Source organism: Carboxylicivirga taeanensis (assembly GCF_051851475.1).
GTDB lineage: Bacteria > Bacteroidota > Bacteroidia > Bacteroidales > Marinilabiliaceae > Carboxylicivirga > Carboxylicivirga taeanensis.
Genome location: NZ_JBPUSJ010000020.1, coordinates 1 through 23,434 on the forward strand (window position 1 = coordinate 1; position 23,434 = coordinate 23,434).

Below are 23,434 nucleotides of genomic sequence, written 5' to 3' on the forward strand. Positions count from 1 at the left end.
CACTTTTTGAAAAGCATCAAGACATTTTTTGAGAAGTATCAAGACACTTTTTGGCGAACTTCTAATAGTCCGATTCTTGCTTCCAGTATAACCAAAGAGCGTTTAAAGCGAGCTGGATATATTTATCTTTCCGATTATTATAAGCAGGTAAGAGTGTGATTGATGAACCGCCTTGGTACGGATCCGTATGCCGGGTGGTGTGTGAGGTGTACCTGTGAGATTTATTTTCTCACTGGCCATCTACCCGATTAATCTTTAATAAGCATTTCTGATTTAAAAAACAAAAAATAATATATTGGTATTAATTCTGCGCTAAGTGAAAGGTAATGAGAGTATTGAAAAGCATTTGGTAATCCTGATAAAAATCATTACGCATTTTATGGTTCTCACTATCAATTATTTGACACTTGTAACTGAACAGATGTTTTGGGATATGTTTTATAACCATTTTTATAACTAGGTTTTTATGGGAGATTGTTCAATATTTGATGAAAATTTTCTTTAATCACAAGCAATGGAACTTAAAAGCAAAGCTCAGGCAGGTAGTTTTGAATCGAGCGACGTCCTCATTATGGTCGAACCGGTTGACAAAGGGGCGGGGCGAACGATTGAGCTGAAGTCAATTGTGATGCAGCAGTTTGGGGATGACTTGTTGCGGCAGATACACTCTGAACTGGATGGATTTAACATCAACGATGTACGACTAATTGTGAACGATAAAGGGGCACTGCCGCCCACTATTTCTGCCCGCCTCGAAACTGCATTAAAGCGAGCGGCTCACCTACAAACCGGAACCCTAAAGTAATTAACATGGAAGCTAAGCAACGTACATTTAAGCGACGCACCATGCTCTATATTCCCGGAAATAACCCGGCCATGTTGCAGCAAGGGAGCGTTTATGGTGCCGATGGTGTTTTACTTGACCTGGAAGACGCGGTGGCACTTAATCAAAAAGATGCGGCGCGTATACTGGTGGCGCACATGCTCAAATACATTTCGTACGAGGGCTGTGAAGTGACCGTTCGTGTCAATCATATTGATACGCCGTTCGGCCTGGAAGACCTTCAACAGATGGTGCCACTTCAACCAGATGCCATCCGTTTACCAAAGGTGGAAACGGTTGATGAAATTCGCCGCATTCTGGAGGTTATTGAGCAAATTGAAGAGGAGTACAACCTTCCGCATGATCACATGAAGGTGCATGTGATGATTGAAACAGCATTAGGTGTTCAAAATGTGTATGACATCGCCCGGTTCTCGCCGCGTATTGATGCCATCTCAATTGGTGGACAAGATTTGGCCGCTGATATGCAGCTGGTAAAGACCAATGATGGTATTGGTATTGATTATGCCCGAAAGCAAATTGTGATGGCCGCCAAGGCTTGCAAGATTGATGTGTTTGACACGGTATTTGTAGATGTGGAAAATGAAGAGGGTTTGCGGGAAGAGGCTGAATACATAAAGAAGCTCGGTTTTACGGGGAAAGCCATTATTAATCCGCGCCAAATTGAAGTGGTGAATGAAGTATTTACACCTACCGAACTGGAGATTCGTAAGGCGGCTAAAATAGTGAAGGCGTTTGAGCGCAATAAAGCCGAAGGAATAGGGGTGTTTGCCGTAGATGGTAAAATGGTTGATGCGCCTGTTGTTCAACGAGCTCTGCGTGTGCTGGAGATGGCCGATATTGATGTGGAATCGCTTTAAACCCGACTGTTGTGAAAAATATATTACAAAGAGAAATACCTGAGAAGTTAGAAGGAATTGGTCGGCTCGAACCATTTGGAGGGGCTTTTTCTAAGCTTAAAAAGGGCTGGATGGAGGAAAAGACCGTTCCGCCACCCAACCGGGCTAAAATGCCGCATTCGAGCAAGTTGTGCGATTCCTTACGCGATGCAATTATCAAATCTAAGCCACGCGATGGCATGACCATCTCTTTTCATCACCATCTGCGCGGTGGCGATAACCTGGTATTCGAAGCCATAAAAATACTGGCTGAGTTAGGCGTGAAAGATATAACTTTGGCAGCTAGTAGTTTAACAACGGCCCATGATCCGATACTACCCTATTTTAAAGATGGGACCATCACGCAGGTATATGCAAGTGGTGTCCGCGGTGAACTGGGCAAAGCCATTGCAGAGGGCGTGTTACCCAAGCCGTTTGTGATTCATTCGCATGGAGGAAGGGTGAGGAGCGTGCATACCGGTAAAATCAAAATTGATTTGGCCATTCTGGCGGCTTCAGCGGCCGATGAAGAAGGAAATGCCACCGGGACGCATGGTCCATCGGCGTTTGGCTCAATGGGCTATGCCGCCATTGACTCATGGTATGCCAGCCAGGTAATTGTAGTCACCGATAATTTGGTTGATTATCCTTGCGTGCCACAGTCCATCACTCAAAACTATATCGACTATGTTGTTAAGGTTGATTCAATTGGCGACCCGTCAAAAATTGCCGGTGGAACAACTCGCATCACCAAGGCACCGATGGATTTACAGATCGCCCGATTGGCGGCACAAGTCATTGCGTCTTCAGGAGAACTCAAAGAAGGGTTCAGTTTTCAGGTGGGCGCCGGTGGGGCCTCGCTGGCAGTGGCAAAATACATCCGAAAAATAATGAAGCAACGCTCTATTAAGGGAAGCTTTATTTTAGGTGGAGTAACTTCTTATGGTGTGGATATGCTCAATGAAGGCCTCTTTCGCTCCATCTTTGATGTGCAGTCGTTTGATGCTGCTGTGAGTTCTTCTTTATTGGAAAATCAATACCACATTGAGATCCCGGCTGGCTTGTATGCCAATCCTTTCAATTGTGGCTGTATGACCAATAAGCTGGATATTGTCGTGTTAGGAGCTCTTGAAATTGATACAGATTTTAATGTCAATGTAATAACTGGCTCTGAAGGCTATGTGAGAGGGGCCTCGGGAGGACACTGCGATACGGCATCGGGTGCGAACCTAACAGTAGTGGTTTGTCCTTCGTTCAGAGGGCGCATCCCAATTGTGAAGAAAAAAGTGCATACCATCGTTACACCCGGAGAAAGTATTGATGTTCTTGTTACAGAACGAGGTATCTGTGTCAATCCGAAGAGGCCTGAATTAAAAGCTAATTTGGAGGCGGCTGGTATTGCGGTTAAAGACATTGAAGGGCTGGCCGAGGAAGTTGAAAGAATCACAGGCATTGCCAAGCCTATTGAAACCACCGATAGGGTGGTGGGAATTGTTGAATACCGCGACGGTACGGTAATTGATGTCATTCACCAGGTGAAAATATAATGGAGCTGCTACAAGAAACAATAGTGTTTGATCAGCTGCTGCAGGCGCGGGAGGACCGGTTGCAGCAAAAGCTCAGTTTGGTCGGAAAGGGCTGTCATCTGGTTTCACTTCAACTGAATATTCCAGGGTTGCCCAAAAACAACAGTCTTTTGTCTGCTTTTATCCGGCGGGTGGAAGAGGTGTTTGAGCGCTACCTTATAGGCGATAATGCAAACAATAAGTGGGAGGAGAAAACAAGGTTAAATGATGTGGCTGGTGAGGCCGTAATTTACTTATTTGATAAGAACACTTCAGTTGCCAAAAACTTAAAACGAATCACCGAAAATTTTGAGCAATCTTTTGAGTTGGGAAGGATTGTCGACTTGGATGTGCTGGGGGCTGATGGTCTTCCCGTTTCATCGGGAAAAGCGAAAGCCTGTTTTATTTGTGATCTAACAGCAGCAGACTGCCGTAAATCAGGGCGACACACAATTTCTGAGGTACGCAATTCGATGGAAATGGCCATTGCCCGTTACATGGAAAAGGTGCGCGACAAAGAGGTGGTCAAGAAGGTGGCGGGTTATGCAATTAGGGGATTGCTGCTAGAGGTGGCACTGAGCCCCAAACCGGGCCTGGTGTGTCGTAACTCTACGGGAGCACATGCGGATATGGATTTTGTTTCTTTTATGGGCTCTGCAGCGGCAATTGCTCCATACCTGACAGAGATAAGCCAACTGGCCATCAGTTTTCAGGGGAGAAATGTGTCGGACGTATTGCCACAAATTAAGAGCATTGGTCAGGAAATGGAACAGGCCATGTTCTCGGCTACTAATGGAGTTAATACACACAAAGGAGCCATCTTTCTGATGGCCATCAGCTGTTTTGCCGTGGTAAGGGTGGTGCGTAAGCAGGGGTATTTGAAGTTAAATGCCTTCTCGTCTGTGGTGCAGCAACTAACAAGCGGGTTGGTGCAAAGGGAGTTGTGCGCGGGGCTGACTGAACGAGTATTGACGCATGGTCAGCAGTGTTTTAAAAAATATGGTTTGCAGGCTGCAGGGGCCAGAGGAGAAGTGGAACAGGGGCTGCCAACGGTTTTGCATCACGCATTGCCGTATCTGCAGGATAGCTTAGTCAAAAAACTATCGGCCTATACCGATGAAGAAATTACTGGCCTTTTAGTCCCGCTTTTGCTCAAAATAATAACCGTCAATAACGACACAAATGTCTTGTACAGGCATGATGGGGTGGTGCTGGAGCAATTAAAACAAAATGCAAAGAAGGCACTCGACGATTGGCGCAGTGGGAACCGGCAGACTTATGATGGACTTGTAGAATGGTGCCTGCAAAAAAGGATTTCACCGGGTGGTTCGGCTGATCTCTTGGCCCTGACCTTAACCCTGCATTTATGTCAGACAGAATTTACTAAGGAAAAGCATGATAGAGAATTCGGATTTTAGAATTGAAGAGCCCGACTTGAGCAGTAGGTACGATGTTGAGCTAATCAGACGTTTTCTGTCTCCCCTGGGCTTCTTTTTTGACGAAACTTCGGTGGATTACAGTGTTATTTTGTACACACTGAATGATGAAATCGTGGGAGTTGGCTCCTGTAAGGGGAAAATACTAAAATACGTAGCGGTTGCTCCGCAATTTCGAGAGTCAGGTGCTTTTGCACACATTGTCACTCATCTCACCGAGCAGGTGATGGCTCAGTATTCGCAGGCCTTTGTGTTTACGCGTCCAGATAACATTTTGCGATTTGAAGGACTCGGCTATCGGCATGTGGCTTCGGCTCAACCATTAATATCGGTTTTGGAGTTTGGCTATCAGGATATAAGGGATTATCAGCAATATCTAAAGAGTATACGCTCTAAAAACGGGGAGGCAGCGGTCGCTGCAATTGTAATGAACGGCAATCCGTTTACCCTGGGTCATCAATACCTGATTGAAAAAGCGGCCACTGAAAATGAGCTGGTGTACGTGTTTGTTGTAGAAGCCGAAAAGTCTGTCTTTCGCTTTAGTGATCGGTTAGAGATGATTCGCAGAGGGACCAGTCACCTGTCAAATGTAAAATTGGTTAAGGGGGGCGAATACATAGTTTCGTGTGCCACTTTTCCCAACTACTTCCTTAAAAATGAAGTGCCGGATGTGGTCACCCAAAAGCAAGCAGAACTGGATATCGAAATTTTTGCCAGTTACATTGCCCCACAACTAGGCATTAGCAAGCGCTATGTTGGTACTGAGAACTATTGCCCGACCACGCAAATGTATAACCAGGCGATGAAAACCCTGCTGCCTGGTAAAGGCATTGAGTACGTTGAGGTACAACGTAAACACACTAACTCTGTAAATGACTTTATAAGTGCCAGTAAAGTGCGTTTGGCCTTAAAAGAGGCCGATGAGGAGAGTTTACAGCAACTGTTGCCGCCTTCAACAATCCAATACCTTAAAGAGATAAATAGGAGTGCAGTGGAGCAGAAGCTGGCCATCAGCACAAGGCATTAAAAAAACCGCTTAAGCGGTTTTGAACTATACAATTTGTTCTTCAGATTCGAATATGTCAAATACTTTATCCAGTTTCATCAGCTTTAACAGGGCTAATACATCTGTTTTAATGCAGCACAGCTGAAATGTTCCTTTATGCTCTCTTGCTGTTTTCAACGCACTAATTAATGTTCCGATACCTGTACTGTCTATGAACTTTATATTGGATAGGTTGAGCACCATTCGAACACCGTCTTTAGAAAGAGCCGATGTTAACTCAGCCTTCACTTCGGTTGCTATTGTTGCGTTCAATCTATCCGTTTCAGCCAGTACACCGAACATTACCCCATCATGTTCTTTAACTTGTAGCATATTGTAAATTTTTAATTCCTAGTTACGTCCCTCAATTCTGTCATCGCAGCATCACATGTTTCATTAAAGCGGGAGATAATGGCTTTAATAGCTTGTTCATTCTTATTGCTCTCTAACCACATTCTGCGCTCATCTGAATAGCCATCGAAACTTTTTTGCAGCCTGGCAGCCTCTTCCAAACCTGCATCAGCCTTCATCAGTTCATCAATTTTTAGCAGCTTAGCCAGTAACTCTAGATTTTTCAGGTCGGTATTTCCTAGCTCCTCCATGCCCATCGACAGCACCGATGATTTTGCTTTATGGGCAACAGCCGCTATTTTACTCCAGTCCTTTTGAGCCAAGCCTTCTTCAAAGCCTTCTTTAAATTCCGGAATTTGCTCAATAAAAATACCAACTAATTCTTTAATCAATTCCTGACTGCCATCAGTAATGCTTTCTAAATAATTAAGATTAATGTGTGAATAAGGGTTTGGCATATATTTCAATTCAATTTTAACGACGTTTAAAATACAAATAATTTAACAAAGGTAACTTTTTTTGGTTTAAATATTTTTCTCACTAATTATTTCCATTTTGAGTTGTTGATATTAATTAGGGTTTTTAACCAATAATTATCATTTTTAGCCCTTGATTATTTTTCTACATTTGCTCAAGATGCTACCGGGAAATCACTCCCTAAGGGTAGTCTATCATTACTGTAATAATTAAGATTTAAATACTATAGAACATGAAAAGAACAGCCTTTTATAAATTCCACGAGTCATTAGGAGCTAAGATTGTTCCCTTTGCGGGTTTTGAAATGCCAATTGAATATTCAGGAATCAACAACGAACACATGACCGTGAGAAATGGGGTAGGTGTTTTTGATGTGTCGCACATGGGTGAGTTTTGGGTGAAAGGCCCCAAAGCCCTTGATTTAGTGCAGAAAGTTACCTCCAATGATGCATCTGCCCTTTCAGTTGGTCAGGCGCAGTATTCATGTCTTCCCAATGGAAAAGGCGGTATTGTCGATGACTTACTGGTTTACAAATTTGATGATGAGAAATATCTGTTGGTGATCAATGCTGCTAACATCGATAAAGATTGGGCCTGGATAAATGAGCAAAATACTATGGGCGCCGAATTGGAAAATGGGAGCGACGCCATTTCTTTGTTGGCTATTCAAGGGCCAAAGGCTGAAGCTGTTCTTCAAAAGCTAACTGATATAGACCTGTCTGCAGTTCCCTTTTATAACTTTACAACGGGCCCGATGGCGGGTGCTGATGAGGTGATAATTTCCAATACCGGCTATACGGGTTCCGGAGGCTTTGAGTTATACATGTACAACGCGGATGCCGAAAAGGTGTGGAACGCAATTTTTGAGGCTGGCGCTGATGAAGGTATCCTCCCAATAGGTTTGGCAGCGCGGGATACGCTCCGTTTGGAAAAAGGATTTTGCTTGTATGGGAACGACATTGATGACACCACCTCGCCCGTTGAAGCAGGGTTGGGATGGATTACCAAATTCAATGATCATAACAACTTCATCGATAAAGATTACCTGTTGAAACAAAAGGAAGAAGGCGTAACCAAGCGTTTGCGTGGTTTTGTGCTTGAAGACAGGGGAATTCCTCGTAAGGATTACGAAATAGTAAACGAAAATGATGAGCTCATTGGGCGTGTTACTTCAGGAACCATGTCGCCAATGTTACAGAAAGGGATAGGGATGGCCTACCTGAATAAGGGCTATACCAAGTTTGATACAGAAATTTATATCAAAGTACGTAATCGCAAGCTGAAAGCTAAAGTCGTTAAGCTTCCTTTTGTGTAAAAAACCAGTCGATTTGATGATAATTATCATGTTTTGATTCTGGGTGTTGCTTAAAATTGTAGAGGATTGATTACTGGCTGCTTAACCATTCTGAAGCGTTGCGACTGGGGAGGCCAAGGAATGCATACAAGTACGAAATTGCTTATAAATTGTAAGTTATATTTTGACTGATTTTATGTGCGTTGCGTCAGATATTTCCTAATTTTGAAACATGCAATACAAAACATAACTAACAAAAGTAAATTAGCAGTATTAAAATTTTTATATGATGAAGATTCACAACTTTTCAGCAGGGCCTTCTATTTTGCCTGAGTCAACGATTAAAAATTCGGCTGAAGCCGTATTAAATTTTGCCGGAACAGGCTTGTCTTTGCTAGAGGTATCACACCGTGGTAAAGAGTTTGTTGCTGTAATGGATGAAGCATTAGCTTTGTTTAAGGAATTGTTGGACATTCCTGCCGGTTACGAAGTGGTTTTTGTAGGTGGCGGAGCCAGCACGCAATTCTGCATGGTGCCATACAACCTGATGCAGAAAAAAGCCGCCTACCTGAATACTGGTACCTGGGCCAATAAAGCTCTAAAAGAGGCTAAAGGTTTTGGTGAAGTGGTTGAGGTAGCTTCTTCAAAAGATTCTGTTTACAACCATATTCCTAAAGGGTACGAAATTCCTTCGGATGCTGACTATTTCCATATTACGACCAACAACACCATCTACGGAACACAAATCAAAACTGATTTGGATGTTAATGTGCCGTTGGTAGCCGATATGTCTTCAGACATCTTTTCTCGTCCGGTAGATATTTCGAAATACACATTAATTTATGGTGGAGCGCAAAAGAACCTGGCTCCGGCAGGGGTAACTTTCGCCATTGTTAAAACCGATGCTTTAGGTAAGGTGGATCGTCACATTCCAACTATGTTGGATTACCGCACACACATTGAGGCTGGTTCCATGTTTAATACGCCTCCGGTATTCCCAATTTACTCAGCTCTTCAAACACTAAAGTGGTTGAAAGAAATGGGAGGTGTGGCAGCAATGGAAAAGATTAACATTGAGAAGGCTGCTGTGTTATATGATGAAATTGACCGTAACCGTTTATTTAAAGCGCCAGTTCTGAATGTGGAGGATCGTTCTCTGATGAATATCTGCTTTGTAATGAATGAAGAGTACAAAGAGTTGGAGAAAGAATTCTTTGATTTTGCGTCTGCACGTGGCATGAGTGGAATCAAAGGACACCGTTCGGTTGGTGGTTTCCGTGCCTCTACATACAATGCAATGCCAAAGTCAAGCGTACAGGCATTGGTAGACTGTATGAAAGAGTTTGAAGCTAAGCACTAAACGATATTTACCTTAAGATAGATAGTGAGCCCCGCTGTGGGGCTTACTTTTTTCACCACATTAATTACTTTCAACTATGAAAAAAATATTAGTTGCTACAGAAAAACCATTTGCAAAAGCAGCCATCGATCAAATGGCTCCGGTTGTGAAGAATGCGGGTTGCGAATTAGTATTGCTCGAAAAATATACCGATAAAGCACAGCTGTTGGATGCTGTGAAAGATGTTCACGCCATGATTGTTCGCTCAGATAAAGTGACTCGTGAGGTCATTGAAGCGGCTCCTGAACTGAAGATTGTTGTAAGGGCTGGTGCCGGGTTTGATAACTTGGACCTGGAAGCTTGCACCGAAAAGGGAATTGTAGCTATGAATACACCTGGTCAAAACTCGAATGCTGTTGCTGAGTTGGTGCTGGGCATGATGGTGTTTATGGCTCGCAATGGTTATAACGGAACAGCCGGTACAGAGTTGCGAGGTAAGAAAATTGGTATCCATGCTTATGGTAATGTAGGGCATTACGTGGCCGAAATTGCAAAAGGATTTGGTATGGAGGTTTATGCTTTTGATCCGTTTGTTGCCAAAGAAAAAATTGAGGCAGCAGGTATTCAGCCAGTAGATACAGTAGAAGAATTGTATACCACTTGCGACTATGTGTCATTGCACATTCCTGCCAATGAGAAAACAAAGCAGTCAATTAATTACGAACTATTAAATAAAATGCCAAAAGGTGGTGTTTTGGTCAATACAGCTCGTAAAGAAGTAATTCATGAAGAAGAGTTATTGAAATTAATGGCTGATCGCCCTGATTTTAAATATATCTCAGATATTGCGCCTGACTGTAAGGCCGATTTTGAGGCGAAGTTTGAAGGACGCTTCTTCTTTACTCCTAAAAAGATGGGTGCTCAAACAGCTGAAGCCAATATCAATGCAGGTGTTGCTGCTGCTAAGCAAATCATTGGATTCTTCGAAACCGGTGACGAAACCTTCAGGGTAAATAAATAGCACTAGTGATATAAAAGTATTTGCAGGCGCCACTCTAATAATTAGGGTGGCGCTTGTGTTTTTAGCGGGTGCTGCAAAACAGCTAAAATCACAAAAAATGTTGACGAAAGTCACCTAATCACTAGCGCGCAATTATCTACATTTGTACAGAAGCAATTGGCATATGCTTCTTGCTTTATTAATCAGTTGTACTTAACAAACAAAATAATTCGAAATGGCAATTATTAAACCGTTCAAAGGCCTAAGGCCTCCGCAAACTATTTCGCAGGACTTAGCATGTTTACCATATGATGTGATGAATAGCCAGGAAGCTGCGCAAATGGCTGAAGGAAAAGATTGTTCATTATTACATATAACCCGTGCAGAAATCGATTGTCCTGCCGGTACCGACATTCATTCAGAGGAAGTGTACGAAAAGTCAGTGGCTAACTTCAATGCTTTCCAGGAAAAAGGATGGTTGGTGCAGGATGAAGAAGCGAAGTACTACATCTATGCGCAAACAATGGATGGTCGCACACAATATGGTATTGTTGGTGCTGCTGCCTGCCAAGATTATGCCAATGGCATCATTAAAAAGCACGAATTAACTCGTCCGGATAAAGAAGAAGATCGCATGATTCTGACGCGCTACCTGGATGCTAATATTGAGCCGGTATTTTTCTCGTACAAAGCAGTACCCGAAATTGATGACATCGTTGAAAACATTGTAAAAAATCAGCCAGCTGACTACGATTTTACAGCAGAGGATGGTTTTGGACACCACCTGTGGGCCATTAACGATGCAGCAACCAACAAGCGTTTAGAAGAGCTGTTTGAAACAAAAGTGCCTGCTACCTATGTGGCCGATGGTCACCACCGTACCGCAGCTGCTGCACGCATTGGTGAAGAGAAAAAAGGACAGAATCCTAATCATACCGGCGATGAAGAGTATAACTTCTTTATGGCTGTGCATTTCCCCGATAACCAGCTTAACATCATTGACTACAACCGTGTGGTAAAAGACCTGAATGGTTTAACACCTGAGGAGTTGCTTGCTAAGCTGGAGCAGGTATTTACTGTGGAGTGCATGGGCGAAGAGGAGTACCGTCCGGCTCAGTTGCACGAATTCAGTATGTATCTGGAAGGTAAGTGGTACAAATTAAACGCGAAAGAAGGCACATACAACGATAATGACCCAATTGGCGTTTTAGACGTAACGATCCTTTCAGATCATGTACTTGATAAAATTTTAGGTATTGAAGACCTGCGCCGTTCTACACGTATTGATTTTGTTGGTGGTATACGTGGTTTGGGTGAGCTAAAGAAACGTGTTGATGCAGGTGATATGAAAGTGGCTTTCGCTTTATATCCTGTTTCTATGCAGCAGTTAATTGACATTGCCGACACGGGTAATATCATGCCTCCAAAAACAACCTGGTTTGAGCCAAAATTACGTTCAGGTTTGGTTATTCATAAATTAGAATCCAAATAGTCTTTACCAAAAATACAGACTAACTAAATATCCGTTTTGAGCCTCCTTTAGCAGGGAGGCTTTTTTGTACTATAAGCCGAAGTCAGTACATTTGTGTAAGTAAATCAAAGAACAACATGTCTATTCAGAATAATTTACAGGAAGTTAAGCAGCAAATTAATAACAAAGCCGTGCTGGTAGCTGTGTCGAAAACAAAACCCAACGAGGATGTAATGGAGGCCTATGAAGCAGGGCAGAGGGTTTTTGGTGAGAATAAGGTACAGGAGCTTACCGCTAAGTACGAGGCCTTGCCCAAAGACATTGAATGGCACATGATAGGTCATTTACAAAGTAATAAGGTGAAATACATTGCTCCATTCGTGAACCTTATTCATGGGGTCGACTCTGAAAAACTGCTGAAAACCATTAATAAGGAAGGGAAAAAGAACGCGCGTAGCATCGCTTGTCTGCTGCAGGTACACATTGCTGAGGAGGAGACTAAGTTTGGCTTTTCAGAGGCCGAGCTGATGAGCTTACTTAGCAGAGAATTGTTAGCTGAGTTGGAGCATGTTGAAATCAGAGGCGTGATGGGAATGGCCACATTTACCGAAGATGAAAACCAGATTCGAAAAGAGTTTCGATCATTAAAACAGTTGTTTGACAGGCTAAAGACAAGTGTATTTGCAGATGAACCTGGCTTTCAGGAAATAAGTATGGGCATGTCGGGAGATTACCTGATAGCGATTGAAGAGGGCAGCACCATGGTGCGCGTAGGAAGCTCAATATTTGGCGTGCGTAATTATCATTAAAACCATTCTATATTAGCAGCAGGCAACAATAAATTTAGTCTTTGGCTTTCAGGTGGAGGACTTTTGTTTATATTTGCTTGAATCAAGTCTTGTATAAATAATATTGACCCCAATGGCAAATTTAGAAACTAAATACCTTGGATTAACGCTTAAGAATCCGATTATAGTTAGCAGTTCAGGCCTGACTAATAGTGTCGAAAAAATTGGTAAGCTTGCCGATGCAGGTGCCGGAGCTGTGGTGTTAAAATCACTTTTTGAAGAACAGATAAATCACGAGATCAATAGCATCATTTATAAAGGAGAGGGGTTTGATTATCCGGAAGCAGCTGATTATGTAAAAGGTTATACACGCGATAACTCTGTTGCGGATTACCTGAAAGTAATTAAAGAAGCGAAGGCAAAATATGATATTCCAATAATTGCCAGTATCAACTGTTTTTCGTCTGACGAATGGGTGGATTTTGCACAACAAATTGAGAAAGCCGGCGCTGATGCTCTTGAGCTGAATGTATTTGTGCTTAATACCGATAAAAATAGCGGGTCAGAAGACTATGAAAACCTATACGTAGAGATTGTATCGAATGTCAGCAAAGTAGTAAACATTCCGGTTTCGGTTAAGCTTGGCCTGTATTTTTCCAACTTGGTAAATGTCGTAAACCGATTGTCTGTTTCAGGTGCTAAAGGAGTGGTGATGTTCAACCGTTTTTACGAGCCAGATATCGATATCAATAAACTTGCGCTTACCTCTGCCGAAATATTAAGCTCTCCGGCTGATATGCGAAGAACCTTACGTTGGGTAGCCATTACTTCCGATAAAGTACATAACATCGACATATCGGCATCGACCGGAGTGCACGATGGCGCCGCTGTGATTAAGCAGTTGCTGGCCGGGGCAGCTACTGTGCAAACTTGTTCAGCCATCTATAAGAATGGTCCTAAGGTGCTTACCCAAATGCTTAACGAACTCAAGCAGTGGATGGATGAAAAAGGCTATGCTTCGATAAATGATTTCAGAGGCTTAATGAATTATAGTCGGATTGAGAATCCGGCAATTTACGAAAGGGCTCAGTTTATGAAGTACTTTTCGTCCTATGAGTAAAAAAATATTTTTTGTTGTTACAGCCCTGCTTTTTGAAAGTGGGGCTTTTCATTTTATTGATAGTTAGCTCATTAGGGAGTGTTCTGTTCAGGCGTTTGAATATATGTTACTGCGCAATTGAATATTTATAAGCTTAAACTACATAGCTAATCCGTTTTATTTAATATTTTTATGCTAATTTTCATTGTTTTACAATCGAATTAAATAGCAAGAAGTTCAAATATTCATTCATTATGAAACGTATATTGACCAAATCTACCTATTATTTACTAGCCCTTGCAATTGTTGGAGGCGCTTCTTTTTCGTCCTGTAATTCAGGACAGAAAAAACAGCAGTCCGAAGAGCAGAAGATTGTTGAGTCGGTTACTGTTGACCGAAAGTTAGTAGATGATTTCAAAAAGTCTAAACTTATCTTTTACTCCTTGCCCTCGCCCTTAGAAACTGCTATGTTGATAAAGCGTGCTGGTGCCACCTACAATGAGGCTTTGTTAAATCCAATTTCGAATGTGGATAAATATTCAACCAATCGCCAGATGGCTCTTAATTTGGGTATTTATTCGGCCGATTTGAGTTATACCAGTCTGTTCGACCAAACACAAAGTTCGATCAAGTACATGGCGAATGCTAAAAAGCTGGCCGACGGACTCGGGATTATGGATGCCATTGACGAAGAGACGCTGAAGAAACTGGAGGAAAATATTGATGATCGTGATGTTATGTTGGACATTATTTCCGAAACATTTATGTCGTCAAATGCCTACCTCACAGAGAATGATAGGCCGGCTATTGCCGTTATGGTGCTTGTTGGAGGTTGGGTAGAAGGTTTGTATCTGGCAACGCGCTTAACAAATGGTTCAGTTGAAAACAATAAGCGTTTGATTGATCGTATTGTGTATCAGAAATTGAGCCTTTACACGGTCATAAATCTGCTTGAAGAGTACCAGGATAATGCGGATGTGCAGTATCTGCTTAGTCGCATAACCGAGTTAAATGCGATCTTCGAAAAAGTGGAAATTAATAACACATCAAAAATAGAGGCAGAAACGGATGCAGAAACCAGGGTTACCACTATTAAAGCAGAGTCGGAAGCTGTAATTTCACCAATTGTTTTCGAAGAGCTGATGAAGAAAGTGGAGGAGATAAGAACCGAATTTATTTCCTAAATATTAGCCTAATCGTAAATGATGCGTTTAACAATTATATCTTTACTTCTGATTATTGGCAACATGGCTGTCAGTAGTCAATGTATTAGTTTTGCCAAAAAGGTTGGTAAAGAATACCTGGGCGATTTTATTCACGATGGAAACTATAATGCAACTGTTTTAGAGGAAGGCGAAAAGGCCGAGTTGTATAAAACGTTTTTTAGTGGGCAAAACTATCGGATAGCCATAGCAAAGGTGGAACAACTGCCTGACATTCATTTCAGAATTTTGGAAAAGGATGGAAATGTTTTGTTTGACAATAAAAACCATGACTATCGTTTGGTATGGGATTTTAAAGTTGAGACAACACAGATGTTGGTGGTAGAAATCAATGTTCTGCAGAGAGATACTCAATCAGATAACTTAATTAATGGATGTGTTTCTGTGTTATTTGGTCTTGAGTCGGATAAAAAGAAGAAGAAGTAAAATAATAGATTCTATATAATTTGAAGAGCTCTGTTAATCAGAGCTCTTTGTGTTTATGTGTGTTTTTAAATATTGACCAGTATACGATTCCGAGCAATCTATCAGCTTTTCGGGGGTACCTTCAAAGACGATATGTCCGCCAGCATTACCGCCTTCAGGTCCCAGGTCAATCACCCAGTCGGCGCATTTGATAACGTCCATGTTGTGTTCTACAATAATTAAGGAATGGCCTTTTTTAATGAGTGCCGAAAAGGCTTCCAGAAGCTTTTTAATATCATGAAAATGCAAGCCGGTTGTTGGTTCGTCGAAAATAAACATGGTTGGCTGGCTGCGCTCATTGGCCAGAAAAAAAGCCAGCTTAACCCGTTGGCTTTCGCCTCCACTAAGCGTGCTGGATGACTGGCCAAGTTTAATATAGCCCAAGCCCACATCTTGTAGGGGTTTAAGGCGTTTAATGATTCTTTTTTCTGTTGATTTAGCTGTTTCACTAAAGAAGTCGATGGCTTCATTGACAGTCATCTCCAGTATGTCGTACACGTTTTTTTCGTTGTACCTCACTTCCAGCACTTCGTCTTTAAACCGCTTACCTTTGCAGCTTTCGCATTGCAAAATTATGTCTGCCATAAACTGCATCTCTACCTTAATTGTTCCTTCGCCCTGGCATTCTTCACACCGGCCGCCATCAATATTAAAGGAAAAATGAGACGGCTTAAACCCATTTTGCTTGGCAGCCTGTTGATCGGCCATTAGCTTTCTTATCTCATCATAAGCTTTCAGGTAGGTGGCTGGATTAGAGCGAGAGCTTTTACCAATAGGGTTCTGATCCACAAACTCTACATCATTAATTTTGGAGAGAGCCCCTTCAATTAAGTCAAAAGCACCTGTTTTGTCAGCGTATCCTCCCAGATGTTTTTTCAGAGCAGGATAGAGGATCTTTTTGACCAGAGAGGATTTTCCGCTTCCTGAAACACCAGTAACAACCGTTATAACGTTAAGAGGAAACGTTACATGGATGTTTTTCAGGTTGTTTTCATTAGCTCCCTTAATCACAATAGTGTCATTAAACGGGCGCCTGTTTTGTGGCACAGGTATCGATTCTATTCCTTTCAGGTATTTTGTGGTCAGGCTGCTTTCAGAGGCCTCCAGCTGGCGGTAATCCCCCTGAAAGACTAACTCTCCACCCAAGCGTCCGGCTAATGGACCAATATCGATGATGGTATCGGCAGAGCGGATGATGTCTTCATCGTGCTCAACCACTATCACTGTATTGCCCACTTGCTGTAAATGGCGTAACACATTGATTAATAATTTAGTGTCTCTGGAGTGTAAACCAATGCTTGGTTCATCCAGAATGTACAGGGAGCCAACAAGGCTGCTGCCCAGGCTCGTTGCCAAGTTAATGCGTTGACTTTCGCCGCCGGATAGGGTGGACGACAGCCGGTTGAGGGTCAGATAGCCCAGTCCAACATTGCAAAGGAAGTGCAGGCGGGAGTGGATCTCGTGTAATAAACGCTTTGATACGTCTTTTTCGTGTGGTGAAAGGTGAAGCGATTTGAAGAAGTTCAGTAAATCATCAATGGGCATCACCACCAAATCATGAATACTCATTTGCCCTATTTTCACCCAGCTGGCTTCCTTTTTAAGGCGTGTGCCTCTGCACGAAGGGCAGGTGGTTTTGCCCCGGTATCTGGAGAGCATGACACGGTACTGTATCTTATATTGCTTTTCTTCCAGGTGCTTGAAAAAGGTATTTAATCCTTTGAAATGACGGTTGCCAGTCCATAACAACTCTCTTTGTTCTTTGCTCAGCTCAAAATACGGACTGTGAACGGGGAAATTAAACTGGTGAGCATTATGTATTAAGCGATCCTTCCATGTTTTCATTTTATCCCCTTTCCAACAGGCTATCGCATCTTCAAAAACCGAGAGGCTTTTATTGGGAACCACTAAATCTTCATCAATGCCAATTACGTTTCCAAATCCTTCGCATTCGGGGCAGGCTCCCACCGGATTATTGAACGTAAACATGTGCTCTGTTGGAATCTCGAATTCGATGCCATCCAGTTCGAACTTATTGGAGAACTCATGTGAGGATGTTTCATCGCGACCGTAAACCTTAACCAGGCATTCGCCCTTGCCTTCATAAAAAGCGGTTTGAACGGAATCGGCCAAACGCCCTAATGTGTCTTCATCATCCGCGGCCGTGAGCCGATCGATTACCAGAAGTATTTCGGAATAGCTGGTTTCTGAATGGCTTTTTTCGCTGAGCAGCTCATCAATCCGCAGTAGTTGGCCATTGGCTTCAACGCGGCTAAACCCTTGTTTTAGTAGCACCTCCAGGTGCTCGTGGCACTGGCGGTTATCGGCAAATACAATCGGTGACATAATGGCCAGCTTGGTGCCTTTGTCCAGCTGCTTGATGAATTCAACCACATCGCTGGTATAATGCCTTTTAACTTCTTTTCCACTAATGGGGGATATGGTTCTGCCGATTCGGGCAAACAGGAGCTTGATGTAGTCGTATATCTCTGTGCTGGTGCCAACTGTAGAGCGCGGGTTGCGGGTGTTTACCTTTTGTTCGATGGCTATTGCCGGCGGGATGCCTTTAATAAAGTCCACATCGGGTTTATCTAATCGGCCAAGGAACTGACGTGCATAGGCACTTAAACTTTCCACATATCGCCGCTGTCCTTCCGCGTAGAGAGTATCAAAGGCTAATGATGATTTTCCGCTTCCCGAAACACCCGTTATCACAATGAATTGATTGCGAGGTATCTCGACATCTATATTTTTCAGGTTATGAACCCTGGCGCCTTTAACCGTAATTGCTTTCTCCTGCATGATTTGCAAATATATTTAGTGCTAACAAAGATATGTTGTGCATGTCACAATTAAAACAAAACAATGAGCAGATAGTTAGTGTTGAGGCTCTATTTGGTTTTTAAACATTTTTTTACTTTTTTTACGGTCGGAAACAACAAAATACATACCTACAAAAAAAGACGCCTATCGAAGCACCTTTACGAGATGTTTAAAATGAAATATTATGGAAAAGCAATTAGTGCTTTCTGATGAGCAACTTGTAAAGGATTTTGTTGCTGGTGACGCTGGTTCAATTGATGTACTTATTGAGCGTCATAAAGCTAAAATATTTTCCTACATTGTAATGTGTGTTAAGCAGCAGGAGCTGGCTGAAGATATCTTTCAGGAAGCTTTTATCCGCGTTATCAGAACGCTTAAAAACGGGCGGTATAACGATTCGGGTAAGTTTTCTTCATGGGTGATGCGTATCGCTCATAATTTAATCATTGATTACTACCGGAAGCAAAAGAACCAATCGGTTATTTCCAATGATAGCTATGAGTATGATCTGTTTAACTCCACTTCGTTTGCCGATAAGTCTGTTGAAGAACAGATGGTGTATGATCAGGTAATGCAGCAAGTAGGACGTTTGGTTGAATTATTACCTGATAATCAGAAGGAAGTGGTTGTGATGCGCCATTATCGCGACTTAAGTTTCAAGGAGATAGCTGAAGAAACCAATGTTAGCATTAATACGGCCTTGGGGCGCATGCGCTATGCTTTGATGAACCTGAGGCGCTTAGCTGATGAGCGCAATATTTCATTAACCTTGCAGTAGTTGTACAATATTTTTATAGGCACTGCGTTTTGTAATTGTAATTCTTTTATTGAACACAGTGCCTATGAGTGAAACATCTACCCATGATTATTCGGCCCGCGAAGAGGAGGCCGATTACTTACTGAATCTTTTCGAGCGCTTACCCGATGCCTTGTTCAAGAATAATGACTTGCTGCCGCACGAGTTTGTGATTACTAAGATAAAAGCGTTTGCGCGCTCTTACCACCCAATAAAAGTAGCCGGCAGGCCATGTGGAATTGTGGTTAACTAGTCGTAGAAGGACTTGGCAAAATTATGAAAAGCCCCTTTCTTTTTTATGATACGCACCCAAAATGCCTTCATAAACCCTGTGCCATAGCCAATTAATTGAATGATAGAGGCCCAGGTACTTAAAAGGGCTACCATAAACTGTCGGGTTCTGATTTGTGCATCCAGAAATATGATGACTGGAAACAAAAGGAATAGCACCAAAAACCATTTCGACCACCATAAATATAGCACCAAAAGCATTGGATAGCCGATGGTAAATATGGTAGGCAAAAGATGCACGGGTTTGAGTGTGCCTGGGTGAAGCAGTGATAGGTCAATGCGCGCAATTCCAGAGTTAAATACCTGCTTAAAAAACGCTTTAAAATGCGTGCGTCGTTTGTGGTAAACGTATGCTTCGCTTATCAAACCCACCTTATATCCTGCGTTCATCACCCGCATGCTCAGATCAAGATCCTCACCAAAGCGCATTTCGCCAAATCCGTTAATAGCTTCAAAGGTTTGCTTTCGAATTCCAAGGTTAAAGCTTCGCGGATAAAATTTATCCATTTTATGGCTGCCCCCGCGGATACCGCCAGTCGTTATTGGCGAGGTCATCGAATAGCTGATGGCCTTTTGGATAGGGGTAAAAAACGGATGAGATTTGTCTGGTCCTCCAAAGCAGTCCAAGGGCTGTATCTCAAGGTGCTCAATTACATGGGCAAAATAGTTGGAGGGGATAATACAGTCGCTATCAAAGAATATGAGGTATTCCCCTTTGGCCTTTGAGGCACCATGGTTTCTGGCTGGGCCGGGTCCTTGGTTCTCCTGTGTATAGTACTGTAAATTTAATTGACTGAAGTATGGCTCAATCACATCGTGGCAAGGTACCGATGAACCATCTTCAACAATAATAACTTCGAACACCGATTGAGCAGACTGCAATGTTAGCGATTCTAACAATTCAACAATTTCATCGGGTCTGTTATAAATAGGAATTATTACTGAAAATTGCATGGCTTCTCACTTTATGCCACCAAATATAGTAAATAATGTTATCCGAAAAGGTTATTGAACGTTAAAGCCCTGCATTATGCAAAATGCAGGGCTTGTTATTTTTACTCTCTGGTTAAAATGAGCATCGGATCTCCATTGATGTTTGAATAAATAGGACGGTAGCGGTTCGTGTCGTAGAACTTATTGACATTGACTTTCTTGGTGCTTTCGCCTTTTTCATTTTTCTTGACGGCCTCAATCGATATGTGGTTATATTTTCCGTCATTAATACATACCATTTGTCCGGATATGCCTTGTATAATTAAATCCATGGCCAGATTGGCATATGCGGTTGGCACAATCGAGTCGAGGGCATCGGGCATGCCCGAACGCACCAGATAGCCCAGCTTCTGGTTGATTACATTAATGGCTTTGCCATTATTGAATTTGGGGGAAAGACGTTTTAGCTGCTGGCCGATATCTTCGCCAATACCACCTAATTTTTTGTGGCCAAATGCATCGGTTTCGTGACTGGAATAAACAATATTGCCACCTTCGTAACTGGCACCTTCTGATACTAAAACTACTGCATATTTACTGGGATTATTATTTCGGTCTTCAACCATCAGAGCGGTTAATTGCTCAATATTTATTTGATGTTCGGGGATGATGCAGCGGTCGGCAGCGCCACCTACCGTTGGCAGTAAGGCTGAGAAGCCGGCATTGCGTCCAAATACTTCGAGTACCAGAAAACGCTCATGCGAACCGGCACAAGTGCGCAAAGCGTGGGCCAGTTCAATTGTGCGGGTAACACAAGTACTAAAACCAATGCAGTATTCTGTTCCTGGCACATCGCCATCCATTGTTTTTGGAATTCCAATGGTTCTGATGCCTTCGCGATGCAGGCGCACGGCATAGCTTAAGGTGTCGTCGCCACCAATGGGAATAAGGTAATCAATACCCAGGTGATTCAGGTTTTTAACGGCTTCGTGCGTTAGATCATTAAACTCATCCTTGTAGTCGGTTTTGAGGTGATCGGGCACTTCGCTGATGGGCACCCGATCGGCTTTGGTGCGGCTGGAATGTAGAAATGTGCCTCCGGTTCTGCCAAGGCGGTTAACAATATGATCATCCAGCAACATGCAGTAGGTTTGCTCTTCGAGTGGCAGAAGAGGGTTAATGGAAATCACCCCTTTCCATCCGTTTTTAATGCCAATAACTTTGAATCCTTCTCGGATAGCTCTAATAGTAATGGCTCTGATGGCAGGATTCAGTCCGGGAACATCTCCGCCTCCGGTTAATATGGCAATTGTTTTTGATGCGTGTTTTTTTAATATCATAACTCAAAAAGATTAATAATATTCAGGTTTCTACAAGATATTACCTAAAAAACTGCAAATCAATTCTAAGGACTTAAAAAAAGTGATAAAAGGCAGTTTTATCGTTTTGCTTACAAATACACTTTTGAAATGTAAACGAATAAGAAGCTTTATTTTTTACTTTACTCAAATTCACTCTAAATTAGTTAAAGATTGTAAATTGTTAAGATTGAAACTTCCTGTTTTAAAAAAATATAAGCAAATTTGCAATTCATTCAAAAGGTGTTAGTAAACACGTTTTGTTCAGATAGGAAATTAAAACAATACACAACACAGTATGATGATTAAAAGTCCACTTCAGATTGCACGCGAAAATTATGTGCCAAAAATGCCATCTTCTTTAACAGGTGGTGTTAAGATTGTTGAAGGAAAAGCAACAGAATCAGTCGCTGATCAGGCAGAGATAAAAAGCATGTTTCCGAATACCTACGGTATGCCTGTTTTAACTTTCGAGCCAGGTGAGAAAAAGGAATATGCTGTTCAGAATGTAGGAGTAATTCTTTCTGGTGGTCAGGCACCAGGTGGACACAATGTTATTTCAGGTCTTTATGATGGCTTGAAAAAGCTGAATTCCGAAAATAAGCTGTATGGTTTTCTGGGTGGTCCAGGTGGATTGGTTGACAATCAGTACATTGAGCTCACTGAAGAGGTGGTGAATCATTATAGAAATACTGGTGGTTTTGATATTATCGGATCGGGACGTACCAAATTGGAAGAAGAAGCGCAGTTTGAAAAAGCCTTGGTTAATTGTAAGGAATTAGGCATTACCGCTTTGGTGATTATCGGCGGTGATGACTCCAATACAAATGCTTGCGTTTTGGCCGAGTATTACAAAAATAACAATGCCGGTGTTCAGGTAATTGGTGTGCCAAAAACCATTGATGGTGACCTGAAAAACGAAATGATTGAAACTTCATTTGGTTTTGACACGGCTTGTAAGGTGTATAGTGAGTTGATTGGTAACATTCAGCGCGATGCCAATTCGGCTAAAAAATACTGGCACTTCATTAAATTGATGGGACGTTCAGCTTCACACATTGCTTTAGAGTGTGCCTTGCAAACGCAGCCTAATGCTACCATTATTTCGGAAGAGGTAGAGGCCAAGCAGCAAACTTTGGATGATGTTGTAACCTACTTAGCTAACATTGTAGCTACACGTGCTAAAAATGGCGATAACTTTGGTACAGTTCTTATTCCTGAAGGATTGGTGGAGTTCATTCCTGCTATGAAAAAATTGATTGCTGAGTTGAATGACTTTTTAGCTCACAACGAAGCGGCCGTGAATGAGTTCGAAACCAACAAAGAGCGACGTGAGTTTGTGGCAGGTAAAATTTCAGAAGAGTCACGTGAAGTATTTGTTTCGTTACCAAACTCAATTGCTAATCAGCTGATGTTGGATCGTGACCCACACGGTAATGTGCAGGTGTCGCTGATCGAAACAGAGAAGATGTTGATTGACATGGTGAAGGCGAAGCTTAAGAAAATGAAAAAAGCCGGCGAATTCAAAGGTAAATTCAAAGGTCAGCCTCACTTCTTTGGTTACGAAGGTCGTTGTGCTGCTCCTTCTAACTTTGATGCAGACTATTGCTATGCTTTAGGTAATACAGCTTCATTGTTGATTGGTGAAGGTAAAACAGGTTACATGGCATCGGTACGTAATCTAACAGCTCCTTCATCGGAGTGGATTGCCGGTGGTGTGCCAGTAACTATGATGATGAATATGGAGAAACGCCATGGCGAAATGAAGCCTGTTATTCAGAAGGCGTTAGTAAAGCTAAATGGTGCTCCTTTCCAGAAGTTGGTAGAGAACCGCGACGAGTGGGCAATCACTACCAGCTATGTGTATCCAGGTCCAATTCAGTACTTTGGCCCATCAGAGGTGTGTGATACTACCACTAAAACCCTGATGTACGAACAAGCTTAGAAATTATAAATAT

21 protein-coding genes are annotated in these 23,434 nt (G+C 42.3%); 16 read left to right on the forward strand and 5 right to left on the reverse strand.

The features are described from left to right. Window positions 1-514 precede the first annotated feature (514 nt). The 5 genes from citD to citC are packed head-to-tail and all read left to right on the forward strand — an operon-like array spanning window position 515 to window position 5,750. Window positions 515-805, forward strand: coding sequence for a citrate lyase acyl carrier protein (gene citD, locus ACSX1H_RS17925; protein WP_439185623.1), 291 nt, complete (start codon window positions 515-517; stop codon window positions 803-805). 5 nt (window positions 806-810) lie between these two features. Next, window positions 811-1,704, forward strand: a complete 894-nt coding sequence (locus ACSX1H_RS17930; protein ID WP_439185624.1) for an HpcH/HpaI aldolase/citrate lyase family protein — start codon at window positions 811-813, stop codon at window positions 1,702-1,704. Between the two features lie 11 nt (window positions 1,705-1,715). Further along, window positions 1,716-3,269: a citrate lyase subunit alpha gene (gene citF / locus ACSX1H_RS17935; RefSeq protein ID WP_439185625.1), complete on the forward strand. Its 1,554-nt coding sequence runs from the start codon at window positions 1,716-1,718 to the stop codon at window positions 3,267-3,269. Further along, complete coding sequence (locus ACSX1H_RS17940; protein WP_439185626.1) at window positions 3,269-4,705, forward strand: triphosphoribosyl-dephospho-CoA synthase; 1,437 nt, start codon at window positions 3,269-3,271, stop codon at window positions 4,703-4,705. The genes citF and ACSX1H_RS17940 overlap by 1 nt, the downstream gene beginning before the upstream one ends. Then, the gene (gene citC, locus ACSX1H_RS17945) at window positions 4,683-5,750 is read left to right on the forward strand and encodes a [citrate (pro-3S)-lyase] ligase (RefSeq protein ID WP_439185627.1); all 1,068 of its coding nucleotides are present in this window, start codon (window positions 4,683-4,685) and stop codon (window positions 5,748-5,750) included. Before ACSX1H_RS17940 ends, citC begins: the two co-directional genes overlap by 23 nt. Before the next feature lie 24 nt (window positions 5,751-5,774). Here the strand turns inward: citC and ACSX1H_RS17950 are convergent, their stop codons facing one another. Continuing rightward, window positions 5,775-6,101: an STAS domain-containing protein gene (locus ACSX1H_RS17950; RefSeq protein WP_439185628.1), complete on the reverse strand. Its 327-nt coding sequence runs from the start codon at window positions 6,099-6,101 to the stop codon at window positions 5,775-5,777. A gap of 11 nt (window positions 6,102-6,112) precedes the next feature. Beyond that, entirely contained in the window at window positions 6,113-6,577 is a 465-nt protein-coding gene (locus ACSX1H_RS17955) for an Hpt domain-containing protein (RefSeq protein WP_439185629.1), read from the reverse strand. 251 nt (window positions 6,578-6,828) lie between these two features. Between ACSX1H_RS17955 and gcvT the strand changes: the two genes are divergently transcribed. The 8 genes from gcvT to ACSX1H_RS17995 all read left to right on the forward strand — a co-directional run bounded on the left by gcvT (window position 6,829) and on the right by ACSX1H_RS17995 (window position 15,236). Further along, window positions 6,829-7,911 (forward strand): glycine cleavage system aminomethyltransferase GcvT, encoded by a 1,083-nt coding sequence (gene gcvT / locus ACSX1H_RS17960; RefSeq protein WP_439185630.1) that lies wholly within the window; start codon window positions 6,829-6,831, stop codon window positions 7,909-7,911. Between the two features lie 265 nt (window positions 7,912-8,176). After that, window positions 8,177-9,250, forward strand: coding sequence for a 3-phosphoserine/phosphohydroxythreonine transaminase (gene serC, locus ACSX1H_RS17965; protein WP_439185631.1), 1,074 nt, complete (start codon window positions 8,177-8,179; stop codon window positions 9,248-9,250). Between the two features lie 76 nt (window positions 9,251-9,326). Next, window positions 9,327-10,250 (forward strand): 3-phosphoglycerate dehydrogenase, encoded by a 924-nt coding sequence (locus ACSX1H_RS17970; protein WP_439185632.1) that lies wholly within the window; start codon window positions 9,327-9,329, stop codon window positions 10,248-10,250. A gap of 214 nt (window positions 10,251-10,464) precedes the next feature. Further along, a complete protein-coding gene (locus ACSX1H_RS17975; protein ID WP_439185633.1) occupies window positions 10,465-11,721 on the forward strand; it encodes a DUF1015 domain-containing protein in 1,257 nt (418 codons plus the stop codon). Between the two features lie 116 nt (window positions 11,722-11,837). Then, entirely contained in the window at window positions 11,838-12,509 is a 672-nt protein-coding gene (locus tag ACSX1H_RS17980) for a YggS family pyridoxal phosphate-dependent enzyme (RefSeq protein WP_439185634.1), read from the forward strand. A gap of 112 nt (window positions 12,510-12,621) precedes the next feature. Next, entirely contained in the window at window positions 12,622-13,608 is a 987-nt protein-coding gene (locus ACSX1H_RS17985; protein ID WP_439185635.1) for a dihydroorotate dehydrogenase-like protein, read from the forward strand. A gap of 233 nt (window positions 13,609-13,841) precedes the next feature. After that, window positions 13,842-14,771, forward strand: a complete 930-nt coding sequence (locus ACSX1H_RS17990; protein WP_439185636.1) for a hypothetical protein — start codon at window positions 13,842-13,844, stop codon at window positions 14,769-14,771. An 18-nt stretch (window positions 14,772-14,789) separates the two neighbouring features. Continuing rightward, window positions 14,790-15,236 (forward strand): hypothetical protein, encoded by a 447-nt coding sequence (locus ACSX1H_RS17995; protein WP_439185637.1) that lies wholly within the window; start codon window positions 14,790-14,792, stop codon window positions 15,234-15,236. Between the two features lie 33 nt (window positions 15,237-15,269). On the opposite strand, the gene uvrA is transcribed toward ACSX1H_RS17995, so the two are convergent. Continuing rightward, window positions 15,270-18,077, reverse strand: a complete 2,808-nt coding sequence (gene uvrA / locus ACSX1H_RS18000) for an excinuclease ABC subunit UvrA (protein WP_439185638.1) — start codon at window positions 18,075-18,077, stop codon at window positions 15,270-15,272. 205 nt (window positions 18,078-18,282) lie between these two features. On the opposite strand from uvrA, the gene ACSX1H_RS18005 reads away from it, so the two are divergent. Together ACSX1H_RS18005 and ACSX1H_RS18010 are read left to right on the forward strand one after the other, a co-directional pair. Next, window positions 18,283-18,876 (forward strand): sigma-70 family RNA polymerase sigma factor, encoded by a 594-nt coding sequence (locus tag ACSX1H_RS18005; protein WP_439185639.1) that lies wholly within the window; start codon window positions 18,283-18,285, stop codon window positions 18,874-18,876. 64 nt (window positions 18,877-18,940) lie between these two features. Beyond that, a complete protein-coding gene (locus ACSX1H_RS18010) occupies window positions 18,941-19,147 on the forward strand; it encodes a hypothetical protein (protein ID WP_439185641.1) in 207 nt (68 codons plus the stop codon). Here ACSX1H_RS18010 and ACSX1H_RS18015 read toward each other — a convergent pair. Both ACSX1H_RS18015 and ACSX1H_RS18020 read right to left on the reverse strand, forming a co-directional pair. After that, window positions 19,144-20,139: a glycosyltransferase family 2 protein gene (locus ACSX1H_RS18015; protein WP_439185642.1), complete on the reverse strand. Its 996-nt coding sequence runs from the start codon at window positions 20,137-20,139 to the stop codon at window positions 19,144-19,146. The genes ACSX1H_RS18010 and ACSX1H_RS18015 overlap by 4 nt on opposite strands. 101 nt (window positions 20,140-20,240) lie before the next feature. Beyond that, the gene (locus tag ACSX1H_RS18020) at window positions 20,241-21,458 is read right to left on the reverse strand and encodes a 6-phosphofructokinase (protein ID WP_439185643.1); all 1,218 of its coding nucleotides are present in this window, start codon (window positions 21,456-21,458) and stop codon (window positions 20,241-20,243) included. A gap of 316 nt (window positions 21,459-21,774) precedes the next feature. Between ACSX1H_RS18020 and ACSX1H_RS18025 the strand changes: the two genes are divergently transcribed. Continuing rightward, a complete protein-coding gene (locus ACSX1H_RS18025; RefSeq protein WP_439185644.1) occupies window positions 21,775-23,421 on the forward strand; it encodes a diphosphate--fructose-6-phosphate 1-phosphotransferase in 1,647 nt (548 codons plus the stop codon). Window positions 23,422-23,434: the final 13 nt, after the last annotated feature.